The sequence below is a fragment of the Methylomonas sp. LW13 genome, from assembly GCF_016865255.1.
Classification (GTDB): domain Bacteria; phylum Pseudomonadota; class Gammaproteobacteria; order Methylococcales; family Methylomonadaceae; genus Methylomonas.
Genome location: NZ_CP033381.1, coordinates 2504420 through 2530846 on the forward strand (window position 1 = coordinate 2504420; position 26427 = coordinate 2530846).

Sequence of the window (26427 nt, forward strand, 5' to 3'; positions counted from 1 at the left end):
CTTAAGGCAATTTCAGACGGTTGGCGATCAATTGCTCAACGACCGAAGGATCGGCCAAGGTTGAGGTATCACCAAGATCGTGAAATTCATTGGCGGCGATTTTGCGCAAGATGCGGCGCATGATTTTGCCGGAACGGGTCTTGGGTAGGCCGGGTGCCCATTGAATCAGATCGGGTAGGGCGATAGCGCTGATTTCCTCGCGTACCAAGTCTTTCAACTCGCCTTTCAGGCTGCTGTTGCCCTCGATACCCACGTTTAAAGTCACATACGCATAAATGCCCTGGCCTTTGATCGGATGCGGGAAGCCGACCACCGCAGCCTCGGCTACCAAGTCGTGTAATACTAACGCGCTTTCGATCTCTGCTGTGCCCAAGCGGTGGCCGCAGACGTTCAGCACGTCATCGATGCGGCCGGTAATCCAGTAATAGCCGTCTTTGTCGCGGCGGGCACCGTCACCGGCGAAATAATAGCCGGGGAACTTGGCGAAATAAGTGTCGATGAAGCGCGCATGGTCACCATAAACAGTGCGCGCTTGTCCTGGCCAGGGATAGGTCAACACCAGCACGCCTTCCGCTTCGCCTTCCAGGATATTGCCATCCGGATCGAGTATCGCCGGCTTTACGCCGAAAAACGGCAATGTGGCTGAGCCGGGTTTTAACGGTATCGCGCCCGGTAAGGGGGTGATGAGAATGCCGCCGGTTTCGGTTTGCCACCAGGTATCCACCAATGGGCAGCGTTTATTGCCGACTACTTGGTAATACCATTCCCAGGCTTCCGGATTGATCGGTTCGCCAACACTGCCGAGGATGCGGAGCGAACTGCGGTTGGTGCGGGTGACAAAATCGTCGCCCTGGGCCATCAGCGCTCTAATGGCCGTTGGCGCAGTGTAAAAAATATTGACCTGATGTTTGTCGATGACTTGCCAGAAGCGGTCGGGATGCGGGTAAGTCGGCACCCCCTCAAACATCAAGCTGGTGGCGCCATTGCATAATGGGCCGTAAAGCACGTAGGAATGGCCGGTGATCCAACCAATGTCGGCCGTGCACCAGTAAACATCGCCTTCCTGGTAATCGAACACGTATTTATGGGTCATGGCCGCATACAGCAAATAACCGCCGGTGGTGTGCAGCACACCCTTCGGTTGGCCGGTGGAACCAGAGGTATACAGGATAAATAACGGATCTTCGGCGTCCATCATCACCGGTTCGCAATCGGTCGATGCGGATTGCATCGCTTCGCGATAATCAATGTCGCGGCCTGTGGTCCAGGGGATGTCATGGCCGGTATGCTTGATCACTATCACTGTATTCAAGTTGGGGCATTGCTTGGCGGCTTTATCGACATTCAATTTAGAATGCACAATTTTGCCGCCGCGAAAGCTCTCGTCGGCGCAGATCAAGACCCGGCAATCGGCGTCGATGACGCGATCACGTAAGGCATCGGCCGAAAAACCGCCGAAGACGATGGAATGCACCGCGCCGATGCGCGCGCAGGCCAAAATCACCACGGCAGCTTCCGCGATCATTGGCAGATAGATACAGACTCTGTCGCCCTTTTGTACGCCATGGGCTTTCAGGACGTTGGCGAATTGGCAAACTTGGGTGTGTAATTCGCGGTAGGTCAGTTGACGATCATGCGCCGGATCGTCGCCTTCCCAAATGATCGCTACTTGGTCGCCGCGTTTTTCCAGGTGTCTGTCCAGGCAGTTGACGGTGACATTGAGCTCGCCACCCAGAAACCACTGTATTTCGCCCTTGGGGTAGTCGTATTGCAGTACCTGCTGCCAAGGCTGATGCCAGTCCAAAAATTCGGCGGCCTGTTCAGCCCAAAAAGTTTCCGGTTCGTTTATCGACTGCTGATATAGACGCTGGTACTCGGCACAGTCGATATGCGCGTTGGCGGCAATCTGCGGATTAACCGGATAAATTTTTTGGTCTGACATAACGTAACCTCCTTCTTTGAACGTTATTAACTGTGTTGTAAGGCAGAAACGGCTTGGGTGCTCGTCAAACGCTCGGCTTGCCAGTGTTCGATGGCCCATTCCAGGATACTGTCGATTGCGGCCAGCCGCAAATCGGGTGGTGGATTTTGCTTGAGTAAGGTTAGCAGCAGAAACAAGGTTGGTCCGGCTTGATTGGGATTGACGGCTTGCGCTCGGGTTTGCTTACTCAGCTTATGGCCTTCTTGGTCGACAATCAGCGGAATATGCATGTATTGCGGCGTCGGGTAACCTAGAAAATGCTGTAAATACAGCTGTTTAGGGGTAGAATCCAATAAATCGTAACCTCTCACCACCCGATTGACCTTTTGCCGGTGGTCGTCAACAACACAAGCTAATTGGTAAGCAATGATGCCGTCCTTACGCTTGACGATAAAATCGCCGTGCTCGCCTGCCAGGTTTTGGCTGATTTCCCCCTGTAAGTCATCAACAAAGCGCATTGAAATTTCGGCCGTTTTTACCCGTAGCGCATGGGGTGCATTAGTCGATTGCGGGTTTTTGCGGCAATAGCCCGGATAAATCAAAGTCGAATTCGCCAATAAGCTGCGACTACATGTGCAAGGATAAAGCACGTGCCGGTTTTGCAATTCAGCAATGGCTTGTTCGTATTGGTCGAGATGCTGGCTTTGGTAATCCACATCGCCGTCCCAATGCAATCCAAAACTTTGCAGGCAATTTAGGATCTCTTCGCTGGCGCCTGGCATATTGCGCGGCGTATCGAGATCGTCGATGCGTAACAGCCATAGCCCTTTATGCTGACGGGCATCCAGATAGCTGGCAAGTGCGGTGTATAGAGAACCGAGGTGAAGTGGGCCGGTAGGCGAGGGCGCAAACCGGCCGATATAAGATGTTGCCGTGGGCAGAGTTAACCCAATTGTTTTTCCCTGATTTCATCGAGTGTCTTGCAATCGATGCACAGGGTAGCAGTTGGACGGGCTTCCAGACGGCGAATACCAATCTCGATACCGCAGGTTTCGCAATAGCCGTAGTTTCCAGACTCAATTTCCTTCAATGATTCGTCGATCTTCTTGATCAGCTTACGTTCGCGGTCGCGGGTGCGCAGCTCCAGGCTGAATTCTGATTCCTGCGTGGCCCGGTCGTTGGGATCCGGGAAGTTGGCCGCTTCGTCCTGCATGTGGTGGACGGTGCGATCCACTTCCATCATTAACTCGGATTTCCATTTGTTTAAAATGGCGGAAAAATGGCTCAACTGCGCCTCGTTCATGTACTCTTCGCCTTCTTTTTCCTCATAAGGCTTAAAAGTAAATTCCGATGCGGCAGGGTTAGTATTGTTCATCCAATGACTCCTGGCGGTCTATAAAAAAATCGGGGCTTTTTAACAGAATAGCCGGGGCCAAGCAAGAAGTTTGTTATTATGAAGGTGCTTTCTACTAACGGAATTTGGACATGAAACACCACGTCGCCGAGCGAATGCGCGGCATCAGCTCATTTTATGTGATGGAATTATTACAGCGCGCCAAGCAACTGGAACAAGAAGGCCGGGATATTATTCACATGGAAATCGGCGAGCCGGATTTCGAAACACCACCGGCAATATTAGCCGCTGGAAATGCGTTTATGCAGGGTAGGGAAGTCAAGTACACCGCTGCAGCCGGATTGCCGGAATTGCGTCAAAGCATCGCCGATTATTACCAAGCGCAATATGGAGTAAATCTGGATCCGAAACGGGTTTTCATTACCCCCGGCGCGTCCGGCGCGTTTTTGCTGGCGTTTGGGATTAGTTTAAATCCGGGCGAACAAATCTTGATGGCCGATCCGTGTTATCCCTGTAACGATAATTTCGTGCAATTGTTCGACGGTAAGACTCAGTTCGTGAATGTTGGCGCCGAAACAGCTTATCAACTCAACGCCGAATTGATTCGACAGCACTGGCAGCCAGCCAGCAAAGGCGTATTAGTCGCTTCGCCTTCCAATCCTACCGGCACCGTCATCGGTAACGATGCGCTGCGCGCTGCGATTCAGCAGACGCATGCTTTAGGGGGCTGTTTTTACTCGGACGAGATTTACCACGGCTTGGTTTACGGCGAAACCGTCAGCAGCGCTTTGGCGTTCAGCGATGACGTATTTATCATCAACAGCTTTTCCAAGTTCTTTGGCATGACCGGCTGGCGTATCGGTTGGTTGATTGTGCCGGAAGATTTTATCGATGCGGTGGAAAAACTGGCGCAAAACATTTTTATCTCCACACCTACCCATTCACAATACGCGGCTTTGGCCTGTTTCAGCGCTGAAAATATGGCGGAATTGCATCGCCGTCGTGACGAGTTTGAGAAACGCCGGGATTTTCTTTACGACAACCTGTTACGGCTGGGTTTTAAAATTGCCTGCAAACCACAAGGGGCCTTTTATATTTACGCGGATTGCAGTGCGTTTACCGACGATAGTTTTGAGTTTGCCAAGCAGCTGCTCGAACAGGAAGGAGTGGCGGTAACGCCAGGCAAAGACTTTGGTCAGTATCTGGCTAACCAACACATTCGATTTGCATATACCGCCTCAATCGATAGAATGGCCGCCGCGCTTCTAAGACTGGAAAGATTCATATGCCCATAAACCAATACACGCCAGAGCAGCTAAAACAACATTTGCAAGACGATCCGTCGGTATTTTTACTGGACGTCAGGGAGCCCCACGAATTTGCCTATGCCAAGATAGCCGGTAGCGTGTTAATACCTCTGCAACAAATACCCGCGCGCTTCGACGAAGTGCCGGCTGACCGAGACGTGGTGGTGATTTGTCATCACGGTATGCGCAGCCAGCAAGCCTGCCATTTTTTGCAGCATTCCGGGCTACAAAGATTGTTCAACTTGAAGGGCGGCATCGACGCCTGGTCCGTGATTTGCGATCCGTCTGTTCCACGTTACTAAACAATAAATAAAGCTATGTTCCTAAAAGAATACTATGCCATTCAGGATGGCAGTGTGGCTATTAGCGCCGCGCAGGCCAGCATGTTTGCCAAGGAAGTCGCCCATGACTTCAACCCCTTGCACGACGAAGACGCAAAACGTTTTTGCGTGCCGGGCGATTTATTATTCTCGCTGGTTTTGGACAAATACGGCCTTAGCCAAAACATGCACTTCATTTTTTCCGGAATGGTCGGTCATGGTGTGTTGTTGAATTTTCCAGATGACGACGCCGAAAAAATCGATGTTACGGACAACCAAGGCAAGACTTATTTGCAGATCGAGCGCTCCGGCGATGTGATCCGCGATCCGGCTTTAATCGAAGCGTTAATTCGTGACTACGTGGCGTTTTCCGGGCAGAACTTTCCTTATGTGCTGGTACCTTTATTGGCCAAAGAGCAAGTCATGTTCAATATAGACCGGCCTTTGGTGATCTATGAAAGCATGACCTTGAGCTTAAACCGGATGGACTTTCACGAACCGCGTCTGGAAATGCTGGAACCGAAAATGGAAGTCAACGGCAAGCGCGCCACTGCGTATCTTTATTTCCAAATTAAATGCGGTGACGAAGTGGTTGGTTCCGGATTCAAGAAGCTAGCGGTCAGCGGTTTACGCGAATATGAAGCCGAACCGATGCAAGCCTTTGTAGACGAGTATCTGGCTAGAAAACATGGCTATTTAGGTAATCTTGCGGAAGCCACCGCGTAATCAGATATTCTGCCGTTCGCATGCATGGGCTGGCAATTTGTTTGAGTTTCGAGTTTTCCAACCGGAGCGCGCAGAACACTCCGGCTGTTACTTGGGTGGAGGGATTCAGCTGTTTATAACACCGCAGAAAATGGCTCTACTGTCACCATTTCTCCAGCATCTATACCCGTACTATCGGCATTCAGCACAATAAAACAGTTGGACTGACTGGCTACTTTTAGTTGATGAGAATCTTGTTGACCGGCAAGACGGACGGCTAATTCGCCTCCAGCCTGCTGGTAAAGGATGCCGCGTTGATATTCCTGCCGCCCTGGCGATTTTTTTAACCGGCTGTCGCATCGGACTCGCAAGCGCAATGCTTGTCTAGCTGGTAAGCCGGCAAGCTGTTCCAAACCCGGCTTTACGAATTTCTCGTAAGTGACCAATACGGCAACCGGATTGCCGGGCAAGCCGAAAAACCAGCAGCGGCCGATTTTGCCAAAAGCCAGCGGTTTGCCGGGTTTGATTGCCAGTTTCCAGAAGTTCACCTGCCCGCATTTTTCCAGCGTTTGTTTAACAAAATCCGCGTCGCCAACCGATGCGCCGCCGGTGGAAATGATGACGTCATAGTGCTGGGCTGCGTCCTTGAAAGTTTGTTCGAGTTTCAAAGGATCGTCTGCGACGATGCCCAAGTCCGAGACTGTGTGGTTTGGTTCGGATAGCAGTCCGGTTAATAAATAGCGGTTGCTGTCATAGATTTGGCCAACAGCTAGCGGTTCTCCGAGTGCGACCAATTCGTCACCAGTCGAAAAAAAGCCAATGTTGAGTTTGCGTTTGACGCTGATTTTTTCGATGCCGGCGGCGGCTAATAGACTTAGATCGCGAGCTGTCAGCTTTTTCGGTGCGGCAATTAATTCTTCATGTTGTTTAACGTCACTGCCGGCTGCACGAATATTTTTATACGGCTGCCAGTCGAGGGGAAGTGATACAGTGTCACCATCGATTTCAATTTGTTCTTGGGCAATAACGCTGTCCGCAAATTCCGGGACTACCGCTCCGGTGAATATTCTGACGCATTGGCCCGGCCTCTGCTGCGCCAAGAACGGCCGTCCGGCCCATGCGATGCCGATTACTTGCAATTTAGCCGCTTGCCCGGCAGCTACATCGCCAGCAGCAAATGCGTAACCGTCCATGGCCGCCGTGCGTTTAGGTGGAATGTCTATAGGAGACGCCACGCTGTCGGAAAGTACCCGGCCCAGTGCCTGCGGCAAATCGATATGCTCGCGGTCGTTGACGGTCTCGATAGTTTTGCGGATTTCCAATAGCGCCTGTTCGACGCTCAATAACTCGTGTTTGTTGGGGTAGCAGATATTAGTCACGTGGGCGCTTCAAAAAGATTTCGATAATGAATTTGGCTACGGCCTCTGCATCGTTTAGATCAAGGCACGGTAAGCCGGGTGGTGTTAATAGGGGGTGATCGCTTGCTATTGCGATAATCGAGGAGTCTCCAGGGTAAAGCAGCGGCTTGCCTAGGCTTGGTCTGCACAGCTCAATTTTGGGGTAGCTCTCGTGCCTGAATCCTTCCACTAAAATCAAATCCAGGCCTGCGTTGGGAAACAAGGCGAGCTGTTCAGTCAGCGAAATATCGCCGTTTGCCGACAATTCGCTAATTAACGCACGCCGATGTCGGGAAACCAGCATAACCGGACTGGCACCGGCTTCGCGCAGCCGAAAACTATCTTTACCGGGTTGATCGATCTCGAAGTCGTGATGACTGTGTTTGATTACACCGATTTGCAGATTATGTGCTTTCAGTATCGGGATAAGTTTTGTCAATAAACTGGTTTTGCCGGTGCCGCTGGCGGCCGCGAAGCCGAGGACTGAAGGGGTGGACATGGACTTCTCTACATTTGTCGAACTGGCCGTATTCTAAGTTATTATGGCGCTCGTCGGTTAAAGCGTTTGGAGTACGGGTGATACGAATAGTGATATTGTTGGCATTGGTACTGGCAGTTTTAATGCTGCCGGGATTTATGAAGCTACCAGCCGAATTGCGCAGCAAACGACTTAAACAACTGGCCTGGGTTGCGATTGCGCTGATTTTGCTTGTACTGATGCTGAGTGGAAAACTTAGCGGTCTGCTGGCGATATTTGGCGTAATATTCGCGTTTTTAGTGCGCTCGATGCCGCTAATATTGAGGTACGCGCCGCAGCTTCATAGCATTTGGTGGCGGTTCAAAGCCGGCAATCCGCAATATGGTAAGCCTGGTCCTGGGCCATCTCGACAAGCGGGTATGACAACAACGGAAGCTTTTGAGGTTTTGGGGCTTAATCCCGGCGCCACGGAAGAAGAAATTATTCAGGCCCACCGTAAACTCATTTCGCGCTTTCATCCTGATCGAGGCGGTTCAGATTATTTGGCGGCCCAAATTAATCAAGCCAAAAAAACATTGTTAGGTCGTTGAGAAGCACGATCAGAAAAAGCTCCTTTCAGAATTGTATGTTCTTGCAGTTCTTTTAAATATATGTGATGCGCATCACTTTCTTATTTTCATAATTTAGAAGTGGTTCGGATTTTAGTTTGATCTTGCTGATTTTAGTCGCAAAAATGACCTGAGAGGTCGCTGTGAATAAAAATCAAAAAAGAGATGTGGACCACAAAAATATCAGTAAATTCAATTTATAAGATAAATCTTTTAAAGTTATACTGGCACTCGCCGTTAAGGTTAGTGCCCTCGATTAGATCGGATCGGAAATACACGAAGAGGCATGATGTTGTTAAGAATGACCTATTGACTTAATTGGTTTTGGCAGTGAGCAATATCGGTTTCGTTGTTGGGTTTCAATCTTATCTGCATTTAAATAGTTTTAAGGGATTAATAGTTATCTGGCGAGACACGTACCAATAAAAATAAACGATTCCGCAAGCCAAAATACCTGGGAGATTAATCATGATGGAAGAAACGATAGATGTAATTAAAGATATGGATATTCCAGATTTCATTTCTTTTGATGATGTCGATGAAGAAGTTGTCGAAATCGATCCGAACGAAACCTTTAAGCTGGCCGAAATAGAAAGTAACGAATCGCAAAATGAGAGTACTTTCGATGCCACCCGAGCGTATCTGAATGAACTCAGTAAATCCCAACTGTTAACTGCGGATGAAGAAAAAATCTACGGCAGACGAACTCAACAGGGCGATCCACAAGCCCGAAAAATTATGATCGAAAGCAATTTACGCCTGGTTGTGAAAATTTCCAGGCGTTATTTAAATCGCGGGCTCCCTTTACTCGATTTAATCGAAGAAGGTAATTTGGGGCTGATCCGCGCAGTGGAAAAGTTTGATCCTGATCGTGGCTTCAGATTTTCTACCTATGCAACCTGGTGGATCAGGCAGACCATAGAGCGTGCAATCATGAATCAGACTAGAACTATTCGCCTGCCGATTCATATTGTTAAAGAAATGAACATTTATTTGAAAGCGCAGCGGAATTTAGCGCAACAGCTTGATCACGAGCCGACTGTCGACGAGATTGCGCGGCATCTTGATAAACCGGCTAAAACCGTCAGTAAAATGCTGAAACTCAACGAGCGTGTCACATCTGTTGATGTGTCATTCGGTAAGGACTTTGACAAACCCCTACTTGAGACAATTTCCGAAGAAGAAAGCCGTAATCCTGCTGAAATCTTGCAAGACGACTTTATCCAAAATAACGTCACCTACTGGGTCTATCAGCTTGCCGAAAAACAGCGCGAAGTCATATGCCGCAGATATGGTCTTTGCGGCTTCGAAAACGCAACTCTGGAACAGGTGGCGCTAGAATTGGGTGTCACTCGGGAAAGAGTTAGGCAGATACAAATGGACGGTTTGAAGCGTCTCAAAGAAATTCTTGAAAGTAGTGGCTATTCGTTCGAATCGATTTTTAGCTAATACTAAAATTTAACAGGCGGCAAACCAGAGTAGTGCGACTTTGTCAGATCTGGTTTGGGTGCCTTCTGTAGGTACTTATAATCGATACACCGGCAAGCCGTTAATCCTGTCGTCGATTAGTTGGATCAGTTCGTTGTATGCAGAACTTCCTACCGAATGAAACTTGCTAACAAATGTCGCTTCGTCCATATGTTCCGGTAAATCCTGTAATTCCGGGATAATAGACGAATAATCTTTAGTGCTAGACATTATTCTTTGTAATTCCCTCGCTTTCTCGGTTGATGCTACTGCTATTTGACCAAATCGAGTCCCGGCTCGATCAGCTGTCAAATCAATGAAACTGAAGCCGCTACCTTTTTGCGCATCTCCCAGTTCTTTATCTATGCCTATTTGCTCGCCGAGTAATGAGGAATCAAGAATTGCCAATAATGCCGAAGCAATAAAATGCTGCGGTATATCCACTCGCTTATAAGCAAATACAGGATATTCCTTGCTGTAAACCAAGCCAAGCGGCAGATAGCGGCGTAAGTCCTGTTTATAGATATAGCTGCCGACAGCAATGATGATCGCGCGATTTTCCTGAACGGCGTCCTCCGTCGGTGTTTGTTGATACGCCGTCAAAAATAAAGGTTGCAACAAATCAGTAATAGATAAGCGCCAGCTAGGATCATGTTGGCTGACGATTTCGTTGATTTGCTGTTGATAACGATGCAGGTTTGGGTAATCCCGATGCTTTTGGATAGCCAATTGCTTTGCCGCGTCGACGATGGATCCTAGATAACTGATTTCCAAAGCTTGCGGGCTAATGCGGACTTTCTTGACGTATAGGCTCAACAATTGCCAATGCTGCTCTAGCGGCGTGTTATGCACGATAGCGGGAATCAGGAGATTTGCGGCGGGATCGGGAATGGAAATTTCACCAATTTTCAAAGACTTGATAAAAATGGCGTCATCTACCTGTCGTAGATTAAAACTAAAGTCCAAATATCTGCCCCAGGGGCTTTTAGGGACAAATATCGCTATCTGAATCATCAATCTGTCATCTACAATCTGAATTTGCGTCGTATTTTCCGCAAAATGGTTTAATAGATAACTCACCGCAATATTCAAGTCCTTCTGGTCCAAACTAACGGTTTTAATTTGGCCTCTTTCCTCCGGTGCCACATGCAATAACTGCTTCGCGCGCTGTATGTCTTCGCGGTTCAAACCCTGATGGATTTTTAGCAACGGCGTATCGTCGATTGCGAAAAACAGTAAGCCTACGAACAATATTGCCAGCGAAAGGAGGATGTAAAGTAGAAATTTCAGCATTGATCGAAGATCAAATTAAAACGAGCCTCCTTGAGGTAATACATTTCTTGTTTGAGATCAGCATGCGTCAGGGGCGCTTGTTCCAGCCAATTTTCCGGAAAATCGATTTTTATATCGTGGCGATTAATCGTGATGCTAAAGTCCGGGCGTTTACTATTACGATTGCGGTGCAGCAAAGCGGCCAGCCGAAATACTACTGCCATGATCGGCGCATGTTGGCGCCAAGGAAACGGCAAATCCTCAAAACGGCTTAAATTAAGCTTCTTGCGGTGGCTGCGCACCAACTTAGACAGCAACAGTTGATCTTGTTTGGAAAACCCCGCCAAATCGCCATTTTCGATAATATAGGCGCTGTGCTTGTGATACTGGCTATGGGCAATCTCAAAGCCGATTTCATGGAGTTCCGCCGCCCATTCCAAAAACTGTAAACTGGCAGGATTGTCGTTAAAGCAAGGGTGGTCGTCTAATTGCTGAGCGATGTAACGTAAGGTTTCTTTGAGCTGTTGGCTGTGTGATGTGTCGGTGTGGTAACGTGCGGCAATGGTCTGGCTAGTCTGCGAACGAACGTCATCGTTGTAAATTCTACCGAGTAAATCCTGCACCAGACCTTCGCGCAATGCGCCATCCGAAACCGTCATTTGCTGAATATTCAAGGTCTTGAACGTGGCATAAACAATAGCGACCGCGCCGATAAACACCGGCCGCCGCTCGATACTCAAGGCTGGAAAGCTGATTTCGTCGATCCGATTCAGTTTTAAGAGGTGGGCGACCAACTGTTCCAAGCCTTCATTGGTGATGTCGTTATTGCTCCAGCCCATGGTTTGTAACACATTGCTGACCGCCTTCAGGCTGCCGGAAGCGCCAATGGCTTCCTCCCAGTTTTTGGCATTGAACATATTCTGAAAGGGTTCGAGATGTTGCTCGGCAAACAGCACTGCCTTACGAAAGGCCTTTTTGGTCAGTTCGCCGTTTTTGAAAAAGTTCTGGCTAACAGTGACGCAGCCCATGTTCAGGCTTTCTTTAGTGTGGGCAATATCATCCCGGCCGATAATGTACTCTGTGCTACTGCCGCCGATATCCATCACAAAGCGGTTGTTGGCATTGCTGCCCAGGCTGTGGGCCACGCCTTGGTAAATTAAGCGCGCTTCCTCAATGCCGGAAATGATATGAATCGGATGCCCCAGAGCTTTTTCGGCCTTGTTGATGAATTGTTGCGAGTTTCTGGCGATGCGTAGCGTATTGGTGCCGACTATGGAGACGCTGTTGGGTGCAAAATCCCGGATGCGGTGACCGAAGCGTTCCAGGCAGGCTAAGGCGCGTTCTTGCGTGATCTGGTCGAGATTTTTATGTTGATCCAATCCCGCAGCCAGACGCACCATTTCTTTCAAGCGGTCGATGGTTTGCAATTTGCCGTTGTGCAAGCTGCATATAATCATGTGAAAACTGTTGGAACCCAGATCGACGGCAGCAACACTGGTCGGTATTTGATGTGGCAAGAGTCTAATCCTGTTCAGGCTGCTGAGGAGCGGTGAATTCTGATAAAATCCGAAAGCTTTATTGGCGCATATTTAAATAGCGCGTCAATTTCTTTGCCCCGGATTATAACATCAGAGCATGACGGCTTTATCCATCCAAAACCTAAAAAAGACTTACAACAACGGCTTTGCAGCCTTGAAAGGCGTGGATCTCGAGGTCCAGCGCGGCGATTTTTTCGCGTTGTTGGGTCCTAATGGCGCCGGCAAATCGACCTTGATCGGCATCATCAGTTCGCTGGTCAACAAAACCAGCGGATCGGTCAGCATCTTCGGTCACGACTTGGATAAAGACAATGTCGCCGCCAAAACCTGCATTGGTGTGGTACCGCAGGAAGTTAACTTCAATCAATTTGAAACCAGCATGAGCGTGGTGATGAACCAGGCCGGCTATTACGGCATTCCACGTAAGCAAGCCTTACAGCGCACCGAACAATGCTTACGGCAAATGGAACTATGGGATAAACGCGACGTAGTTTCCCGACGTTTGTCCGGCGGCATGAAGCGGCGCTTGATGATAGCCAGAGCCATGGTGCATTCGCCGCGCTTGTTAATATTGGACGAACCCACCGCCGGCGTGGATATTGAAATCCGCCGCTCGATGTGGGAAATGATGCAAGACGTGAACAAACAAGGTACCACCATCATTTTAACTACCCATTATCTGGAAGAAGCCGAAAGCCTGTGCCGGAATATCGCCATCATCAATAACGGACAAATCATCGAGAAATCGGCGATGAGCAGTTTGTTGAGCCGCTTGCACACCGATCATTTTGTATTGGATATATCTCGCCCATTAACTCAAGCACCGACAATCGATGGCTGTGAAATTGTGCTGAGTGCCGATACTGTGTTAGACGTCGCTGTGCCGAAAAGTCTCGGTCTAAACCGTTTATTCCAGGCGCTATCTGAGCAACATATCGAAGTCCTCAGCCTGCGCAACAAGTCCAATCGACTGGAACAATTATTTTTGGATCTGGTGCAATGAACTACTCAGTCGCTTTTTTGACGATTTTGCTCAAAGAAATCCGCCGTTTCACTCGGATTTGGCCGCAAACGCTGCTGCCGCCGGCCATTACCACGGCACTGTATTTCCTCATCTTCGGCAAATTGATTGGCGACCGCATAGGCCTGGTGCATGGCGTCAGCTACATGGACTACATCGTGCCCGGCATTATTCTGATGTCGGTGATCAGCCATTCGTATTCCAATGTGGTGTCTTCGTTTTATTCCACTAAATTCCAGCGCCATATCGAAGAACTCTTGGTGGCACCGGTACCGAATTATGTGATTTTGGCCGGTTATGTCTGCGGCGGCATCGCGCGCGGGGTGTTGGTTGGCGTGGTGGTGGCGGGGATTTCGATGATGTTTACCCATACTACGATTTTGCATTGGGACATCGCCGCTGCGGTGTTTGTGCTGACTGCAACCTTGTTCGCACTGGCCGGCTTCATCAACGCGGTGTTTGCCGATAGTTTTGATGATATTTCCATCATTCCCAACTTTGTACTGACGCCGTTGAGTTACTTGGGCGGTGTATTTTATTCGGTAGCGATGTTGCCGGGAATATGGCAAAAAATCGCGCAAGCCAATCCGATTTTATACATGATCAATGCCTTTCGTTACGGCATGATCGGGGTCAGTGATGTCGAGATCGAACTGGCTTTCGCGATGACGGGTGGCTTTATCGTGTTTTTAACTGCCCTGAGCTTGCTGTTGTTGCACAAAGGTATCGGTATAAAAAATTAGTAGCTTATTCCAATGGCACCAACATATTGCGCAAGGCGGTAATATCTTTGATTGCGATAAAGCGGTTCTGCACCACGATCAAATTATCGTCCTGGAATTTTTTCAGCAGGCGGCTCACCGTTTCCAAGGCTAAGCCTAAGTGATTGCCGATTTCTTGGCGGGTGAGTGACAATTTAAATTCAGATGATGAAAATCCGCGCCGTTTCAACCTTTCAGATAAGCTGATCAGAAAATAAGCCAAACGCTCTTCCGCCGGTCGTTTGCTCAATACCAGCTGGTTTTTGTCCTCCAGCATTTTCTCGCCGGTATGCCGAAACAATTCGCGCGTCAGGCTGGGCATGTTCTTGAACAAATCTTCCATATTGTCGGCCGGTAGGATGCAAAAACTCATGGTTTCCAACGCAATCGCCGCGCAGCCGTGCTTTTCGGCGGAGAGACCGTCGAAGCCCAGTAGTTCGCCGGGCAACAGAATATTCAATATATGCTCGTTGCCATGGCTATCGTTAGCCACCAACTTGGCGCTACCGGACTTTATTGCCAGAATACCGCGGAAATTGTCGCCTTCGCGGTAGATAAAGTCGCCGCGTTGCAAGGTTTTACGGGCCTTGACGACTTGGCTGATGTTATTAATTTCGGCTTGCGATAAACCGCGCGGTAAACAAATATTATCCAGACTGCAATTAACGCAACTGACTTGATTTTTAATCGGCTCAGGGGCTTGAGTTTTCAATGAAAGCATAGTGTTGGGTTTGATAATTTGCCGCTTCTCAAGGAAGCGGCGACATAGCAACGGATTACCGGTTAATCTTGTTGGTGATAGGCAACTATCCGTTCTACTTCGGATTTAGAACCTAAAATCAACGGCACTCGTTGGTGAATACTGCTGGGTTTGAGATCTAAAATTCGTTCGCGACCGGTGGAACACAGCCCGCCGGCTTGTTCGATGATAAATGCCATAGGGTTGGCCTCATACATCAGTCGTAGTTTGCCGGGCTTGGAAGGATCGCGTAAATCGTGCGGATACAGGAATACCCCGCCGCGCGTGAGGATGCGATAGACTTCAGCGACCAGCGAAGCGACCCAACGCATATTGAAATCTTTGCCGCGCGACCCGTCGACGCCGGCGACACATTCGTCAATATAACGCTTCACCGGCGGCTCCCAGAAACGTTGGTTGGACATGTTGATGGCAAACTCGCTGCTGTCCTCGGGAATTTTCATATTGCAATGGGTCAGAATGAACTCGCCGATATCCTGATCCAGCGTAAAAGCGTTCACACCATTGCCCGTAGTTAGGACCAACATGGTGGAAGGACCGTACAACACAAAACCGGCGCACACTTGTTCGGTGCCTTTGCGTAAAAAATCCTCGGTTTCCGGCTCAACGCCTTCGCGGCAGCGCAGAATCGAAAAAATGGTGCCCACAGTCAGGTTAATATCGATATTCGACGAACCGTCCAAGGGATCGAACAACACCAGGTATTTGCCCTTTGGATATTGTTTGGGGATTTTGATCGGATCGTTGATTTCCTCCGATGCCATGCCGCCCAGTGAACCGCTCCAGTCCAAAGCCTTGACCATGATGTCGTTGGTAATAATATCCAGCTTTTTTTGCACTTCGCCCTGCACGTTTTCGGATTCAGCACTGCCCAATACGCCAATTAAAGCGCCGCAATTGACCCGGTGGGAGATCTGTTTGCACGCAGTCACAATGTTATTTAGCAGCAGCGTGAACGTACCGGATGCTTCCGGTAGCCCGCGCTGCTGCTCGATGATGAACTGGGTCAGGGTAACTTGGTGGGACATGCGTTAATTCTCCATAGCGTTGGCTAAAGTAAGAAGTTGTTTCGGCAGCCACGGCAGTCTAGTGCCTGGCTTGGTGAGTAAGTTGTTTGCCGGTTCGCGGCAGATTTGTTTATCCAATTGCTGTATTCCGGTCCCGGTATCAGACTTTTTCGCTCAACAGACTTTGCGGCGGGAGCGTTTGTGGATGGGTTTGCGAGGGTTTCCCTTGTTGAACATCCATAAATCCGGGTATTAATCCTTTTTGTTCGAACTGTTGTCTTAAATAGTCCAGACGCGCATTGATTTTGTCCACGGTGCTGGTGGACTCGCTCCAGAAACGGGTGTTAATACTGCCGTCGTAACAGGAGACCTTGCAGTGTATTGTAGCAAGTTCGGGAGGGGTAATGGTAATGCTCACTACCCAGTTCTTTTGGCCGTTCTCACTGTTGGCTTGTTTGTCTTGTTCCACTATCAGCTGCAATGTTTCCGGCTCGGCTTTGTTGAAGAACGGTAATTCCAGCATCCAAACCTGTTTTGGCGAATCGTCCCTGGGCAGCGAATTGAGTTGATCCAAGGTCAATTTGGCCAGATTGCCCTGGGCCTTTTGCAAGGTTTCTTTCAGTAGTTCGCTTGCTGTCTGCTGAGCCGCATTTTCATCCTTAGGCACAGCCAGCTCCAAGCCCAACTGCGCAATCAGCTTGCTCAGTTTTAATTTAAAATCGTCTGGCAACACGAATGACGCGGGTTTTGCCTCTGCCTCGACCAAATTGCGTTCCATAAACAAGCCGGATTGTGCGATGGCTTGCTTGAGAGTGGCCGGTTCGAACAGCTTGGTTTTGTCCGGAATATGCTGCAATATTTCGTGGGCCAGTTGCTTGAGTAATTGGCCTACGGCTTTATCGCTTTCGGCAGGCTTTATCAGAGGCGCCAGTTGCGCCAGAAATTGTTGCGGCGGCACTTGAACGGGCAATAACTGCTTGAACACCGTCGCTATCTGTTCGTCAATAGAGGGTGCCGGTAACGATGCGCTCAGCACTGGGCGCTCACCGCTCTTGAGAATTTGTAAATCTATGCGGCTACCGACGGTTAGCGTGGACTTAGCCGCCGGATCGCTCCATTGCAGTTGTTTGCTATCCAATACTGCTCGGCTTTCGCCGCCAGGCAACGCTGTGCTTTGGGTTTGCTTGGCATCACTCGGCTCCGGCGTCAGTTGCACCGTTAGCGTATGTTTGCCGATATTCAAAATTTGCGCCTGTACATGGTCACCGGGGTTTAATGTGGCTAGCGGGTTGCTGGCTAGAGGTGCTGTTGCAGGCGCTGGAGTGGTCGGGGAGGGCAGTAATTTGAGTAGTTGTGCTTCGGGCGGCGCTGAGTTTGAGGTATTGGGCGTTTGCGATGGTGGCGGGGCGATAATTTTTAGCTCCGGGGTCGGCAAAAGTTTCACCACTTGCAACTGCAAGGTCTGGCCGGGTGGCAAAGCCAATGCTTGTTGGCTCTGCAAAGTCATGGTTTTATCGGCGACGCTGACAGTCAGCGTGTTCAGCATGACTTGATTGGTAATGATTTTGGCGTCTAACACTTGATTCAATTTAAGCTCGGCAAGCGGCGCGCTCGACTTGTTCAAAGCCATCACAAGTTTCGCATCTAAAGGCAGCTTTATATCCATGACATCCTCACCTCGCCGCAACCGGGATTTACGCTTGTTCCGCGCAATGTTCGCGGTGTGGCTAGAGTACTATAAAAAACTCACCCTTACGATTCGCTGTGGTAAGCGTTTTGGCAAACTTTTTCGGTGTTCGCCCATAAAAACCTGATGCCACCGCTCAGGTAAGCATACATGTATCAGAAAATAAGCCATGTGTTAGGCCAGAGTCTGTAAATACTTTTATTTTTAAAGAACTTGACAAGCCACTTGCGCGCACTCTAGGCTCAGTTGACATTCAACTGGGGGAGTGAGCCATGAAAACGCTGCAATTGGGTTTTATCTTTACGGTTTTTTGGGTTAATGCCGCGCTGGCGGTTAGCGTGACGCAACGCGCCGGCAATAATTTTCGTACCGCGGCCAATAATCAAGAGTTCACGCTGAATAAAACTAACGTGAATACCGAGCAATTCGGGCTGCTGCGCACTTACGATTTCAACGCCAAAGTCGAAACCCAGCCCTTGGTGATTGAAAAGGGCGCCGGCGCCGATGATTTAGTGATCATCACCACCATGAAGAATGACGTCATCGGCATTAACGCCCGTACCAACGAAACCGTCTATAAAGTTAAACTCGGCCCGGAAATCAGCTCGCAAGACATGGATATGTGGAAACACACGCCCACCTGGGGTATTTCCGCCACGCCGATAATTGACCCTGCCACCAACACACTGTTTGTCGCTTCCTGGCAAAAGAAGAACAACGACAGCCGGTTCCGCGATTACTGGGTGTATGCCTTAAATCCGCTGAACGGCAGCCAAAAAAGTAAACCGGTGCGTATCTTCGGCAAGTCGCAGGAAGGCAACGGCTGCTGGTTTAACGACGCCGGCGCGACATATAAGCAAAATAATCAAACCAAGCAATATGTCTATCCCAAACTACGGGCCGGACTGGCGTTGACAGAGAACAACGGTTTGGTCATGGCATTCGCCGCCAATGGTGAATCGCTGATGGGCGGCCGGAAAAATCCGCATGGTTTCGTAGTGGCTTACGACACTAGGGCCTTGCTCGGCCAAGCCGGTTTTTCCAAACAAGCGGCGATATTTTGCGCCACCTCATTCAATTCCTGGGGCGCCGGCATCTGGCATGCCGGCGGTGCGCCGGTCACCGAAGACGACATGATTTATGTCGCCACCTCCAACGGCACTTCAAATAACGGCGATGTCGATCTGGCCGAAAGCATGATCAAACTCCGTTTCAAACCCAGCGTCGGTGGTGCGCGGCCCGAACTGGAAAAGGTGGATTTTTACAAAGCGTTTTTGGATGAGCGCGTTGCCGGCGACAAGTGTTTATGGAGCGACAATAACTCCGAAGTGTCCTGCGGCAGGGCACAAGCGCATGCCGCCGGCGCAGACTGGGATTTCGGTGCGGCCGGGCCGATGCTGGTGCCGGGTTCCCGGCTGCTGTTGCAAGGCACCAAAGACGGCATCATTTATTCCTTGGATAAACTGAATTTGGGCCGGAACGACCGCTTTAATCAATTGATGTCCAAACCGCCGTTGGTGGCCACCTACTTTGCGGGCGGTGTTCAGGAAAACTGGGACCGGGCTCAGCATCTGAATCGTAGCCTACCGTGCCCGGCATCCGGACATAGCGATCACGGCTGGTTCGTGCCATGCGGCGACCCGGAAAACAACAAAATGCACCACATCCATTCACTGGCCTTGGCGCAACGCGATCAGAGCGGCGGCATCGTCTATGTTTGGGGCGAAAACTCGCGTTTAAAAACCTATAACTTTTCCACCGTAGACGGTAATTTGCCGACCTTCCGCGCCGAAGCTGATGACCTGGCCTCGGTGGGTGTCGAATCGCCTGGCGGTATGCCCGGCGGCTTGTTGATGGTATCAGGCAAACCGTCCACAACTAATAATTTTGCGCACGCCATCGATTTCGATTCGGCCGTCGTTTGGGCGGTATTTTCCAAATTCGGCGATGCCAATAAGGAGTTCGCCGAAGGTCAGCTGATTGCTTACGATGCGACCACGATAGAGCCGGGCAACAAGTTGAAACGCTTATTTCGCACCGGCGACGACAATAACGGCGGCTTAGGCAAGATGTCGCGGATGATTCCGCCGGTGGTGGCGAATGGCCGGGTGTATGTGATGATTTATCGGGTCGGTACCTCAGACTGCACCGTGCCGGACAATCAATTACCGGTTTGCAGTCAGTTGAAGGTGTACGGCTTGAAGTAATAATGGGGACGATTTTTTCAGCGACTCAAGCACATTTCGGCATCATCTTCACCGAAATAGGGTGTTTGCAGACGCAGCGGTAAAATTTGGTATTGACGGCATCGTAGATCAAGCTGCGATGCCGGACTATTAACCCGCAGTTATCTGTCGCGGGTATTCCTTTCGGGCTGAGCGCTTCGAAGCCGAGGCTTGTGTATCATTCGACAGGCCCAGTACTCTCGAGGGCCGGGTAATAAATAATGACCTGATGTATAGCTGCCGCGACCGCTCTGCAAGTCGTCATTTGTTGAACAACTCCGCCATTGATATGACGTTCTTGGCCATTTCACCGATGGCGATGTTGCGGTCCATCGCCAGTTTGCGCAAGGCGTGATAGGCCTGGTCTTCCGTGTAACCTTGCGACTTGATTAAAATCGCTTTGGCACGATCTACTAGCTTGCGATCTTCCAATTGAGTCTTGGTCTTTTTTAATTCTTCTTTTAAAGCATGTTGTTCTTTGAAACGCGCTATGGCGATGTCGATGATGGCCTTGATGCGTTTCGGATCCAAGCCGTCGACTATATAAGCACTGACCCCGGCTTTGATGACCTTGTTGATGGTCTCGGTTTGCTGATCTTCGGCGAAAATGACGACCGGCAGCGAACAGTTATGATTGATGTCAACGATGGTGCGCAAGACGGCCTCGTTAGGGGCGTACAAATTCAAAACCACCACGTCGGGGTTCAGGGTCTGGACAATTTGCATCATGTCCAGTTCTTTAAGTTTCAAGGTTACCACCTCACAGCCGTGCTGGCGCAAGCTGGTTTCCAGCAAGGGTTCGCTGTCGAATTCATCGACGACCAAGACATTAAGCGCTGCCATGTTCAATCCAGGGCGATTTTCAGCAAAGAGCCGTCAGGCATGATTTCGGTGATGTAGTTTTTAGGTTCTTCCAGGTAGTAAATCAAACCCAACAACAGAAAACAGGACAGGCCCAGAATCAAGAAAAATTGCCCGGTGGAGACGAAGGTCAGCAAAATCAAATAAACGATGGCGCCTGCGTTACCGTAAGCGCCGACGATGCCGGCCACTTCGCCGGTGATGGCGCGTTTGATCAAGGGGACGAACGCGAATATCGCGCCTTCCGCCGCTTGCATGAATATAGAGCAAAGCAAGGTAACCGCCACCGTTGCCAGGATAGTCCATTGCGCAGAAATCATCGCCATCAAACAATATCCGCCGGCCAGGCCGGCCACGAATAAATACAGGGACAGTTTGCGGCCAATCTTGTCGCTAAGCCAGCCGCCGGCTGGCCGGGCGATGACGTTGGTTACCACGAAACTGGAGGCCAGAAACCCGGCATCCAACATACTGGTGCCTTGGGTTTCGTTGAATGTCTTAAAGAAAAACATCGGCAGCATCGATAAAACGGCCAGTTTGGAGCCGAAGGTAACCAGATAGGCTATCGCCAGAATGAATACCTGTCGGTATTGATAATGATGGATGCTGGCAATCGGTTGGCTGAGGCGGTCGGCGTTGTTGTTGACCAATTGAAACACGTGGATCAGGAACAGTAGCCAGACGACTGCATGAATAGTCAGATTCCAGCCGTCGGTTAGGACCGGCGTGGCCGGCGTGGACAGTTTCCAGGCTAATAAGGAGATGGTCGCGTACAGGGGCACCAGACTCAGCATGTATAAAAATAAGTCGCGGATGCTGGTGACTTCCATCGCCATGGGTCGGCGGGTTTTCAGGGCGGCAATTTCCGGCGGCAGGTTTTCCACGCTGAAATAATAAATCACCGAATAGATCAAAGCGATGACGCCGGTCAAGGCAATCGCCGAACGCCAGCCGTGTTCCGCGCCGAAATAAAATGCCAGTCCCGGCAGGAAAATCGCCGCAACCGCCGACCCGAAATTGCCCCAGCCGGCATAAATACCTTCTGCGGTGCCGACTTGGCTGGCCGGAAACCAGTCGCCGATGATGCGCACGCCCACCACGAAGCCGGCGCCGATAAAGCCCAGTAAAAACCGCGACCAGGCCAGTTCGGTGAAGTTTTCGGCCATCGCGAACATGAAGCAGGGAATGCTGCAAACGGCCAATAACACGCTGTAACTGATTTTCGCGCCAAATCTATCCACCAGCATACCGGTAATCACCCGAGCAGGAATGGTCAGCGCCACGTTCAGCAATAACAGGATTTCGATTTGGGTTTCGCTGATCCCCAGATCTTGCTGGATCAGTACTAACAAAGACGCATGATTGAACCAAATAACAAAGCTGATGAAAAACGCGATCCAGCTCATGTGCAGCACTTTGGTCTTGCCGCGCATGGATAGTAATTTAAAAGGCGTAAAAGACATGAATGATCCGTGGTTGTCGTTCCTTGGTCTTTTTTAGCAGTTTATATGCCAATGATTCAATAGCGACAAACCCGGCAATTCGCGATCAGATAGCCCCATAGTGGTGCAAGTAACCGGTTTTTTTGCCTTATTTGAGTGCGAATTTTGCGAAAAAAATAATGTCTGGCGGCGGGAAGCGGCGTTTTTAAAGGGTTTTTAATGTTGGCATAAATTTTGTTAAAGATTTAGCAAGTCTCGTCGTTAGACTTTACCCCCGTATTAAACCTGGACAAAGGCGTCCTGCTTGAATGAGTCAATCATTCGAACAGGATGCCTTTTTTTTTGGCTGCGAAAAAGGGCGGTAGCGACCAGACAGTAGCTCCTTGAATCGCCTTACCGCCACTAGGCCGTGTAGCGCGTTTGCATAAATTCTGAGTAAACAGAGGCCCCTGATGAATATGAAACAAACCCTGGTTGTTATCGGCAACGGTATGGTAGGCCAGAATTTTCTGGCTGGATTGGTCGCTAGCAATGCGAGAGTTCGCTATCGGATTGTCACATTCTGCGAAGAGCCAAGAGCGGCTTACGACAGGGTGCATTTGTCCGAGTATTTTTCCGGGAAAACCGCGGCCGATTTGTCTTTGGTGGAAGACGGCTTCTTTGCCGAGCACGGTATCGAGATTTATTTAGGCGACAAGGCGGCCAGTATCGACCGGGAGCGTAAGCAAGTCACCTCTGCCAAAGGTGTAATAGTCGATTATGACAAACTGGTATTGGCAACCGGCTCTTATCCTTTCGTACCGCCGGTGCCGGGGCATGAAAGACCGCAGTGCCTGGTGTATCGGACCATTGAAGATTTGGAAGCGATGAAAACCGCGGCAGCCAAATCCAAAGTTGGTGTAGTCATCGGCGGCGGTTTGTTGGGTTTGGAAGCGGCCAAGGCTTTGAAAGACTTAGGGCTGGATACGCACGTGGTCGAATTTGCGCCGCGCTTGATGGCGGTACAGCTCGACGAAGGCGGCGGGGCGATGTTGAAGCGCAAGATCGAAGCGCTGGATGTGAAAGTACATTTAAACAAAAACACCACACTGATCGACGACGGCACCGAATGCCTGCATAAAATGAATTTTGCCGATGGCGAAACGCTGGAAACCGACATCGTATTGTTCTCCGCCGGCATCAGACCGCGCGACGACATAGCCCGTGGCTGCGGCTTGGAAGTGGGGCCGCGCGGCGGCATAGTGATCGACAATCAGTGCCGTACCTCCGATGCAGATATTTATGCGATTGGCGAATGCGCACTGTGGAACGGGCAGATTTTCGGTTTGGTCGCACCGGGTTACGCGATGGCGCGTACCGTGGTTGCTGATTTGGCAGGCGAAGCAGGCAGTTTTACCGGTGCCGATATGAGCACAAAACTAAAGCTGATGGGCGTCGATGTGGCTAGCATCGGTGATGCGCACGCCAGGACCCAAGGCGCGATGGTGTATACCTATCAAAACGGTGCCAGTGAAATCTATAAACGCTTGGTGGTTAGTCAGGATCAGAAACGGCTGTTGGGCGCGGTTTTGGTCGGCGATGCGTCCGCTTACAGCACTTTGTTGCAATATTGCTTGAACGGCATCGAGCTGCCTGAGCATCCGGATTCTTTGATTTTGCCGCAACTTGCCGGTGAATCGGCCGGTCTCGGGCCGGATGCCTTACCCGCATCGGCGCAGATTTGCTCCTGTTACGATGTCAGCAAAGGCCAGATTTGCGGCGCAATCGAAGCCGGTTGCACCACGCTCGGCGGCCTGAAAGCCGAGACCAAGGCCGGCACCGGTTGCGGCGGGTGCTCCGCGCTGCTGAAGTCGGTATTGGATTGCGAATTGACCAAGCTGGGCGTGGAAGTCAGTACTGATATTTGCGAGCATTTTCCGCACACTCGCCAGGATTTGTATAACCTGGTGATGGTGGAAGAAATCAAAACCTTCGACGAATTGCTGGACAAACACGGCAAGGGTTTGGGCTGCGAAGTCTGCAAGCAAGCGGTCGGTTCCATCCTGGCTTCACACTGGAACGACTATATTCTGAAAAAAGAACATATCGGTTTGCAGGATACCAACGATATTTTCCTGGCCAATATGCAAAAAGACGGCACTTATTCGGTGGTGCCGCGCGTTGCCGGCGGGGAGATTACCCCGGATATGTTGATCGCAATAGGCCAAGTCGGCAAAAAATATCAGCTTTACACCAAAATCACCGGTGGCCAGCGTGTGGATTTGTTTGGCGCCCGCGTGGAGCAATTACCGGCGATTTGGCAAGAACTGATCGATGCAGGGTTTGAATCCGGCCATGCTTACGGTAAATCCTTGCGTACCGTCAAATCCTGTGTCGGCAGCACCTGGTGCCGGTTCGGTGTCGATGACAGCGTCGGCTTGGCGATAGAGTTGGAAAATCGCTATAAAGGCTTGCGCGCGCCGCATAAAATCAAGTTCGGCGTCTCGGGCTGTACCCGCGAATGCGCGGAAGCGCAAGGCAAGGACATCGGCGTGATTGCTACCGAGAACGGCTGGAATTTATATGTCTGCGGCAACGGTGGCATGAAACCGCGTCATGCCGATTTGTTTGCCACCAATCTGGATAAAGAAACGCTAATCAAATACATCGACCGGGTGTTGATTTTTTATGTCCGCACCGCCAACCGGATGCAAAGGACTTCGGTATGGATGGAAAATATGGAAGGCGGTTTGGACTATTTGAAATCGGTGGTTATCGAGGATCGGCTGGGTATAGGCGCACAATTGGAAGGGCAGATGCAGCACGTTATCGATACCTATCAGTGTGAATGGAAAACCACGCTGGCGGACGAGCAACGCCTGAAGCGCTTCCGGCATTTCGTCAACAGCGATCAAGCCGACGACAACGTGGTGTTTGTCGAGGAACGCGGCCAAGTGCGGCCAGCCAACGCGCAAGAACGTAAACATTTCAAATTGATCGAGGAGGCGGCATAATGAGTACGTGGATAGATGTGTGCGGCATCGACGATTTGCAAGCCGATTCTGGGGTGTGTGCCTTAGTAAAAGGCAAACAAGTCGCGATTTTTTACCTGCAACGCCGGCAGGAAGTCTATGCCATCGGTAACTTCGATCCGTTTAGCCACGCCAACGTTCTGTCGCGCGGTATGATAGGCGACATAAGCGGCGAACCGATGGTCGCGTCGCCGATGTATAAACAGCATTTCCATCTACGTACAGGTGTGTGCTTTGAAGATGCCGGCGTCAGTGTGCCGGCCTATCAAGTACGCCTGGAAAACGGCAGAGTCGCCGTGATGCCGGCGTCGTCGCCTGCGCAACAAAAATCGCCGTCTTTGGCTGTCTGTGAAATGGAGTAAGGTGTGAACTACCAATATTATATCGCTGATGTCTTTACCGACCAGATTTTCAACGGTGCGCAGATAGCGGTATTACCGAAGGCCGACGGCTTGAATGCCGAGCAAATGGCCAAGATTGCCAAAGAATTGAATCTGTCGGAAACGGTATTTCTTTTTCACAAAGCCGATGGCAATAAGCACCGGCGGATGCGCATATTTTCCCCTTTAGGCGAAATCAATTTTGCCGGGCATCCGATTATTGCCGCAGCCTACGTGTTGGCTATGTCCGGCGGTGTAGCGTTAACCGAACCGCTGACTAAACTCGAGTTCGAACAAAATATCGGCGTTATTCAAGTTAATCTGTCCAGTCAGGATGGCCAACCAAGCTTGGTGCAATTTAGCCGTAGCGTCGATTCGATAGTCGACCGCTTTGCGCCCAGCGACGATGAAATTTGCAGTTTCTTAGGCTTGCAGCTTGCGGAGCTGGATCATAAAAAATACTCGCCACGCCTGGTGTCTTGCGGGTTTCCTTATTTAGTAGTGCCGGTTTGGAATGTCGAATCGGTGCGCAAAGCCCGCTTTAATTACGCGGCTTGGGCGCAATCCACGGCACCGCAAACCGCGGCGCAGGAAATCTTGCTGTTTTGCCCGAAATCATCGAGCCCGGAAGCGGACTTCAATGCCCGCTTGCTGGGACCCAATATCGGCATCCATGCCGATCCGCCGGTCGGCAGCGCGATACCGGCGTTTTGTTGTTACCTGTGCTCGTTTGAACACACTCAGAAAGGCACCCACACTTTTGCGGTGGAACGCGGTGATCTAAGCACTCGCCGCAGCTTGATCCACTTGGAAATGGATAACAAAGGCCTGGAGAACTTGACCATCAGGGTCGGTGGTCAAGCCGTGTTGTTTGCCGAGGGAACGATCCATCTTCCGGATTAAGG

At 50.3% G+C, this 26427-nt stretch carries 23 protein-coding genes; 11 read left to right on the forward strand and 12 right to left on the reverse strand.

Features of this window, described 5'->3' with window-relative positions; all coding sequences use genetic code 11:
* Position 1: 1 nt before the first annotated feature.
* Genes acs through dksA form a run of 3 tightly spaced genes read right to left on the reverse strand, consistent with a single transcriptional unit; the run spans position 2 to position 3296 of the window.
* Positions 2-1942 (reverse strand): acetate--CoA ligase, encoded by a 1941-nt coding sequence (acs, locus tag JL719_RS11205; protein WP_033156321.1) that lies wholly within the window; start codon positions 1940-1942, stop codon positions 2-4.
* A gap of 26 nt (positions 1943-1968) precedes the next feature.
* Positions 1969-2874 carry a tRNA glutamyl-Q(34) synthetase GluQRS gene (gene gluQRS, locus JL719_RS11210; RefSeq protein ID WP_174843471.1) on the reverse strand — a complete coding sequence of 302 codons (906 nt, stop codon included), beginning with the start codon at positions 2872-2874 and terminating at the stop codon, positions 1969-1971.
* Positions 2865-3296 (reverse strand): RNA polymerase-binding protein DksA, encoded by a 432-nt coding sequence (dksA, locus tag JL719_RS11215; RefSeq protein WP_033156319.1) that lies wholly within the window; start codon positions 3294-3296, stop codon positions 2865-2867. The genes gluQRS and dksA overlap by 10 nt, the downstream gene beginning before the upstream one ends.
* Before the next feature lie 110 nt (positions 3297-3406).
* Here dksA and JL719_RS11220 point away from each other — a divergent pair, with 110 nt between their 5' ends.
* The 3 genes from JL719_RS11220 to JL719_RS11230 are packed head-to-tail and all read left to right on the forward strand — an operon-like array spanning position 3407 to position 5628.
* Positions 3407-4570, forward strand: a complete 1164-nt coding sequence (locus tag JL719_RS11220; RefSeq protein ID WP_033156318.1) for a pyridoxal phosphate-dependent aminotransferase — start codon at positions 3407-3409, stop codon at positions 4568-4570.
* Positions 4561-4884, forward strand: a complete 324-nt coding sequence (locus JL719_RS11225) for a rhodanese-like domain-containing protein (protein WP_033156317.1) — start codon at positions 4561-4563, stop codon at positions 4882-4884. The genes JL719_RS11220 and JL719_RS11225 overlap by 10 nt, the downstream gene beginning before the upstream one ends.
* A gap of 15 nt (positions 4885-4899) precedes the next feature.
* Complete coding sequence (locus tag JL719_RS11230) at positions 4900-5628, forward strand: DUF3581 domain-containing protein (protein WP_033156316.1); 729 nt, start codon at positions 4900-4902, stop codon at positions 5626-5628.
* Between the two features lie 113 nt (positions 5629-5741).
* Here JL719_RS11230 and moeA read toward each other — a convergent pair whose 3' ends face one another.
* Positions 5742-6986 carry a molybdopterin molybdotransferase MoeA gene (moeA, locus tag JL719_RS11235; protein WP_033156315.1) on the reverse strand — a complete coding sequence of 415 codons (1245 nt, stop codon included), beginning with the start codon at positions 6984-6986 and terminating at the stop codon, positions 5742-5744.
* Positions 6979-7503, reverse strand: coding sequence for a molybdopterin-guanine dinucleotide biosynthesis protein B (mobB, locus tag JL719_RS11240; protein WP_033156314.1), 525 nt, complete (start codon positions 7501-7503; stop codon positions 6979-6981). The genes moeA and mobB overlap by 8 nt, the downstream gene beginning before the upstream one ends.
* Positions 7504-7592: 89 nt before the next feature.
* On the opposite strand from mobB, the gene JL719_RS11245 reads away from it, so the two are divergent.
* Positions 7593-8072 (forward strand): DnaJ domain-containing protein, encoded by a 480-nt coding sequence (locus JL719_RS11245; RefSeq protein ID WP_225893096.1) that lies wholly within the window; start codon positions 7593-7595, stop codon positions 8070-8072.
* Positions 8073-8558: 486 nt separating this feature from the next.
* Entirely contained in the window at positions 8559-9539 is a 981-nt protein-coding gene (gene rpoS / locus JL719_RS11250; protein WP_033156312.1) for an RNA polymerase sigma factor RpoS, read from the forward strand.
* Between the two features lie 75 nt (positions 9540-9614).
* On the opposite strand, the gene JL719_RS11255 is transcribed toward rpoS, so the two are convergent.
* Positions 9615-10850 (reverse strand): hypothetical protein, encoded by a 1236-nt coding sequence (locus JL719_RS11255; RefSeq protein WP_033156311.1) that lies wholly within the window; start codon positions 10848-10850, stop codon positions 9615-9617.
* Complete coding sequence (gene ppx, locus JL719_RS11260) at positions 10844-12346, reverse strand: exopolyphosphatase (RefSeq protein ID WP_033156310.1); 1503 nt, start codon at positions 12344-12346, stop codon at positions 10844-10846. Before ppx ends, JL719_RS11255 begins: the two co-directional genes overlap by 7 nt.
* 118 nt (positions 12347-12464) lie before the next feature.
* On the opposite strand from ppx, the gene JL719_RS11265 reads away from it, so the two are divergent.
* Together JL719_RS11265 and JL719_RS11270 are read left to right on the forward strand one after the other, a co-directional pair.
* Entirely contained in the window at positions 12465-13370 is a 906-nt protein-coding gene (locus tag JL719_RS11265; RefSeq protein ID WP_033156309.1) for an ABC transporter ATP-binding protein, read from the forward strand.
* On the forward strand, positions 13367-14131 hold the full coding sequence (locus JL719_RS11270) for an ABC transporter permease (RefSeq protein ID WP_033156308.1): 765 nt from the start codon (positions 13367-13369) through the stop codon (positions 14129-14131). The genes JL719_RS11265 and JL719_RS11270 overlap by 4 nt, the downstream gene beginning before the upstream one ends.
* Positions 14132-14135: 4 nt before the next feature.
* Here JL719_RS11270 and JL719_RS11275 read toward each other — a convergent pair whose 3' ends face one another.
* The 3 genes from JL719_RS11275 to JL719_RS11285 form a co-directional block, all read right to left on the reverse strand.
* On the reverse strand, positions 14136-14870 hold the full coding sequence (locus JL719_RS11275) for a helix-turn-helix domain-containing protein (RefSeq protein WP_051669878.1): 735 nt from the start codon (positions 14868-14870) through the stop codon (positions 14136-14138).
* A 62-nt stretch (positions 14871-14932) separates the two neighbouring features.
* Positions 14933-15937 (reverse strand): class 1 fructose-bisphosphatase, encoded by a 1005-nt coding sequence (locus JL719_RS11280; RefSeq protein ID WP_033156307.1) that lies wholly within the window; start codon positions 15935-15937, stop codon positions 14933-14935.
* Positions 15938-16076: 139 nt separating this feature from the next.
* Positions 16077-17582, reverse strand: a complete 1506-nt coding sequence (locus JL719_RS11285) for a flagellar hook-length control protein FliK (RefSeq protein ID WP_033156306.1) — start codon at positions 17580-17582, stop codon at positions 16077-16079.
* Positions 17583-17875: 293 nt separating this feature from the next.
* On the opposite strand from JL719_RS11285, the gene JL719_RS11290 reads away from it, so the two are divergent.
* Positions 17876-19810, forward strand: coding sequence for a hypothetical protein (locus JL719_RS11290; RefSeq protein WP_033156305.1), 1935 nt, complete (start codon positions 17876-17878; stop codon positions 19808-19810).
* Positions 19811-20089: 279 nt separating this feature from the next.
* On the opposite strand, the gene JL719_RS11295 is transcribed toward JL719_RS11290, so the two are convergent.
* Together JL719_RS11295 and JL719_RS11300 are read right to left on the reverse strand one after the other, a co-directional pair.
* Entirely contained in the window at positions 20090-20671 is a 582-nt protein-coding gene (locus JL719_RS11295; RefSeq protein WP_033156304.1) for an ANTAR domain-containing response regulator, read from the reverse strand.
* Positions 20672-20673: 2 nt separating this feature from the next.
* Positions 20674-22152 carry an MFS transporter gene (locus JL719_RS11300; RefSeq protein WP_033156303.1) on the reverse strand — a complete coding sequence of 493 codons (1479 nt, stop codon included), beginning with the start codon at positions 22150-22152 and terminating at the stop codon, positions 20674-20676.
* Between the two features lie 431 nt (positions 22153-22583).
* Here JL719_RS11300 and nirB point away from each other — a divergent pair, with 431 nt between their 5' ends.
* The 3 genes from nirB to JL719_RS11315 are packed head-to-tail and all read left to right on the forward strand — an operon-like array spanning position 22584 to position 26425.
* Complete coding sequence (nirB, locus tag JL719_RS11305) at positions 22584-25124, forward strand: nitrite reductase large subunit NirB (RefSeq protein WP_033156302.1); 2541 nt, start codon at positions 22584-22586, stop codon at positions 25122-25124.
* On the forward strand, positions 25124-25504 hold the full coding sequence (gene nirD / locus JL719_RS11310; protein WP_033156301.1) for a nitrite reductase small subunit NirD: 381 nt from the start codon (positions 25124-25126) through the stop codon (positions 25502-25504). The genes nirB and nirD overlap by 1 nt, the downstream gene beginning before the upstream one ends.
* A 3-nt stretch (positions 25505-25507) precedes the next feature.
* A complete protein-coding gene (locus JL719_RS11315) occupies positions 25508-26425 on the forward strand; it encodes a PhzF family protein (RefSeq protein ID WP_033156300.1) in 918 nt (305 codons plus the stop codon).
* Positions 26426-26427 lie beyond the last annotated feature (2 nt).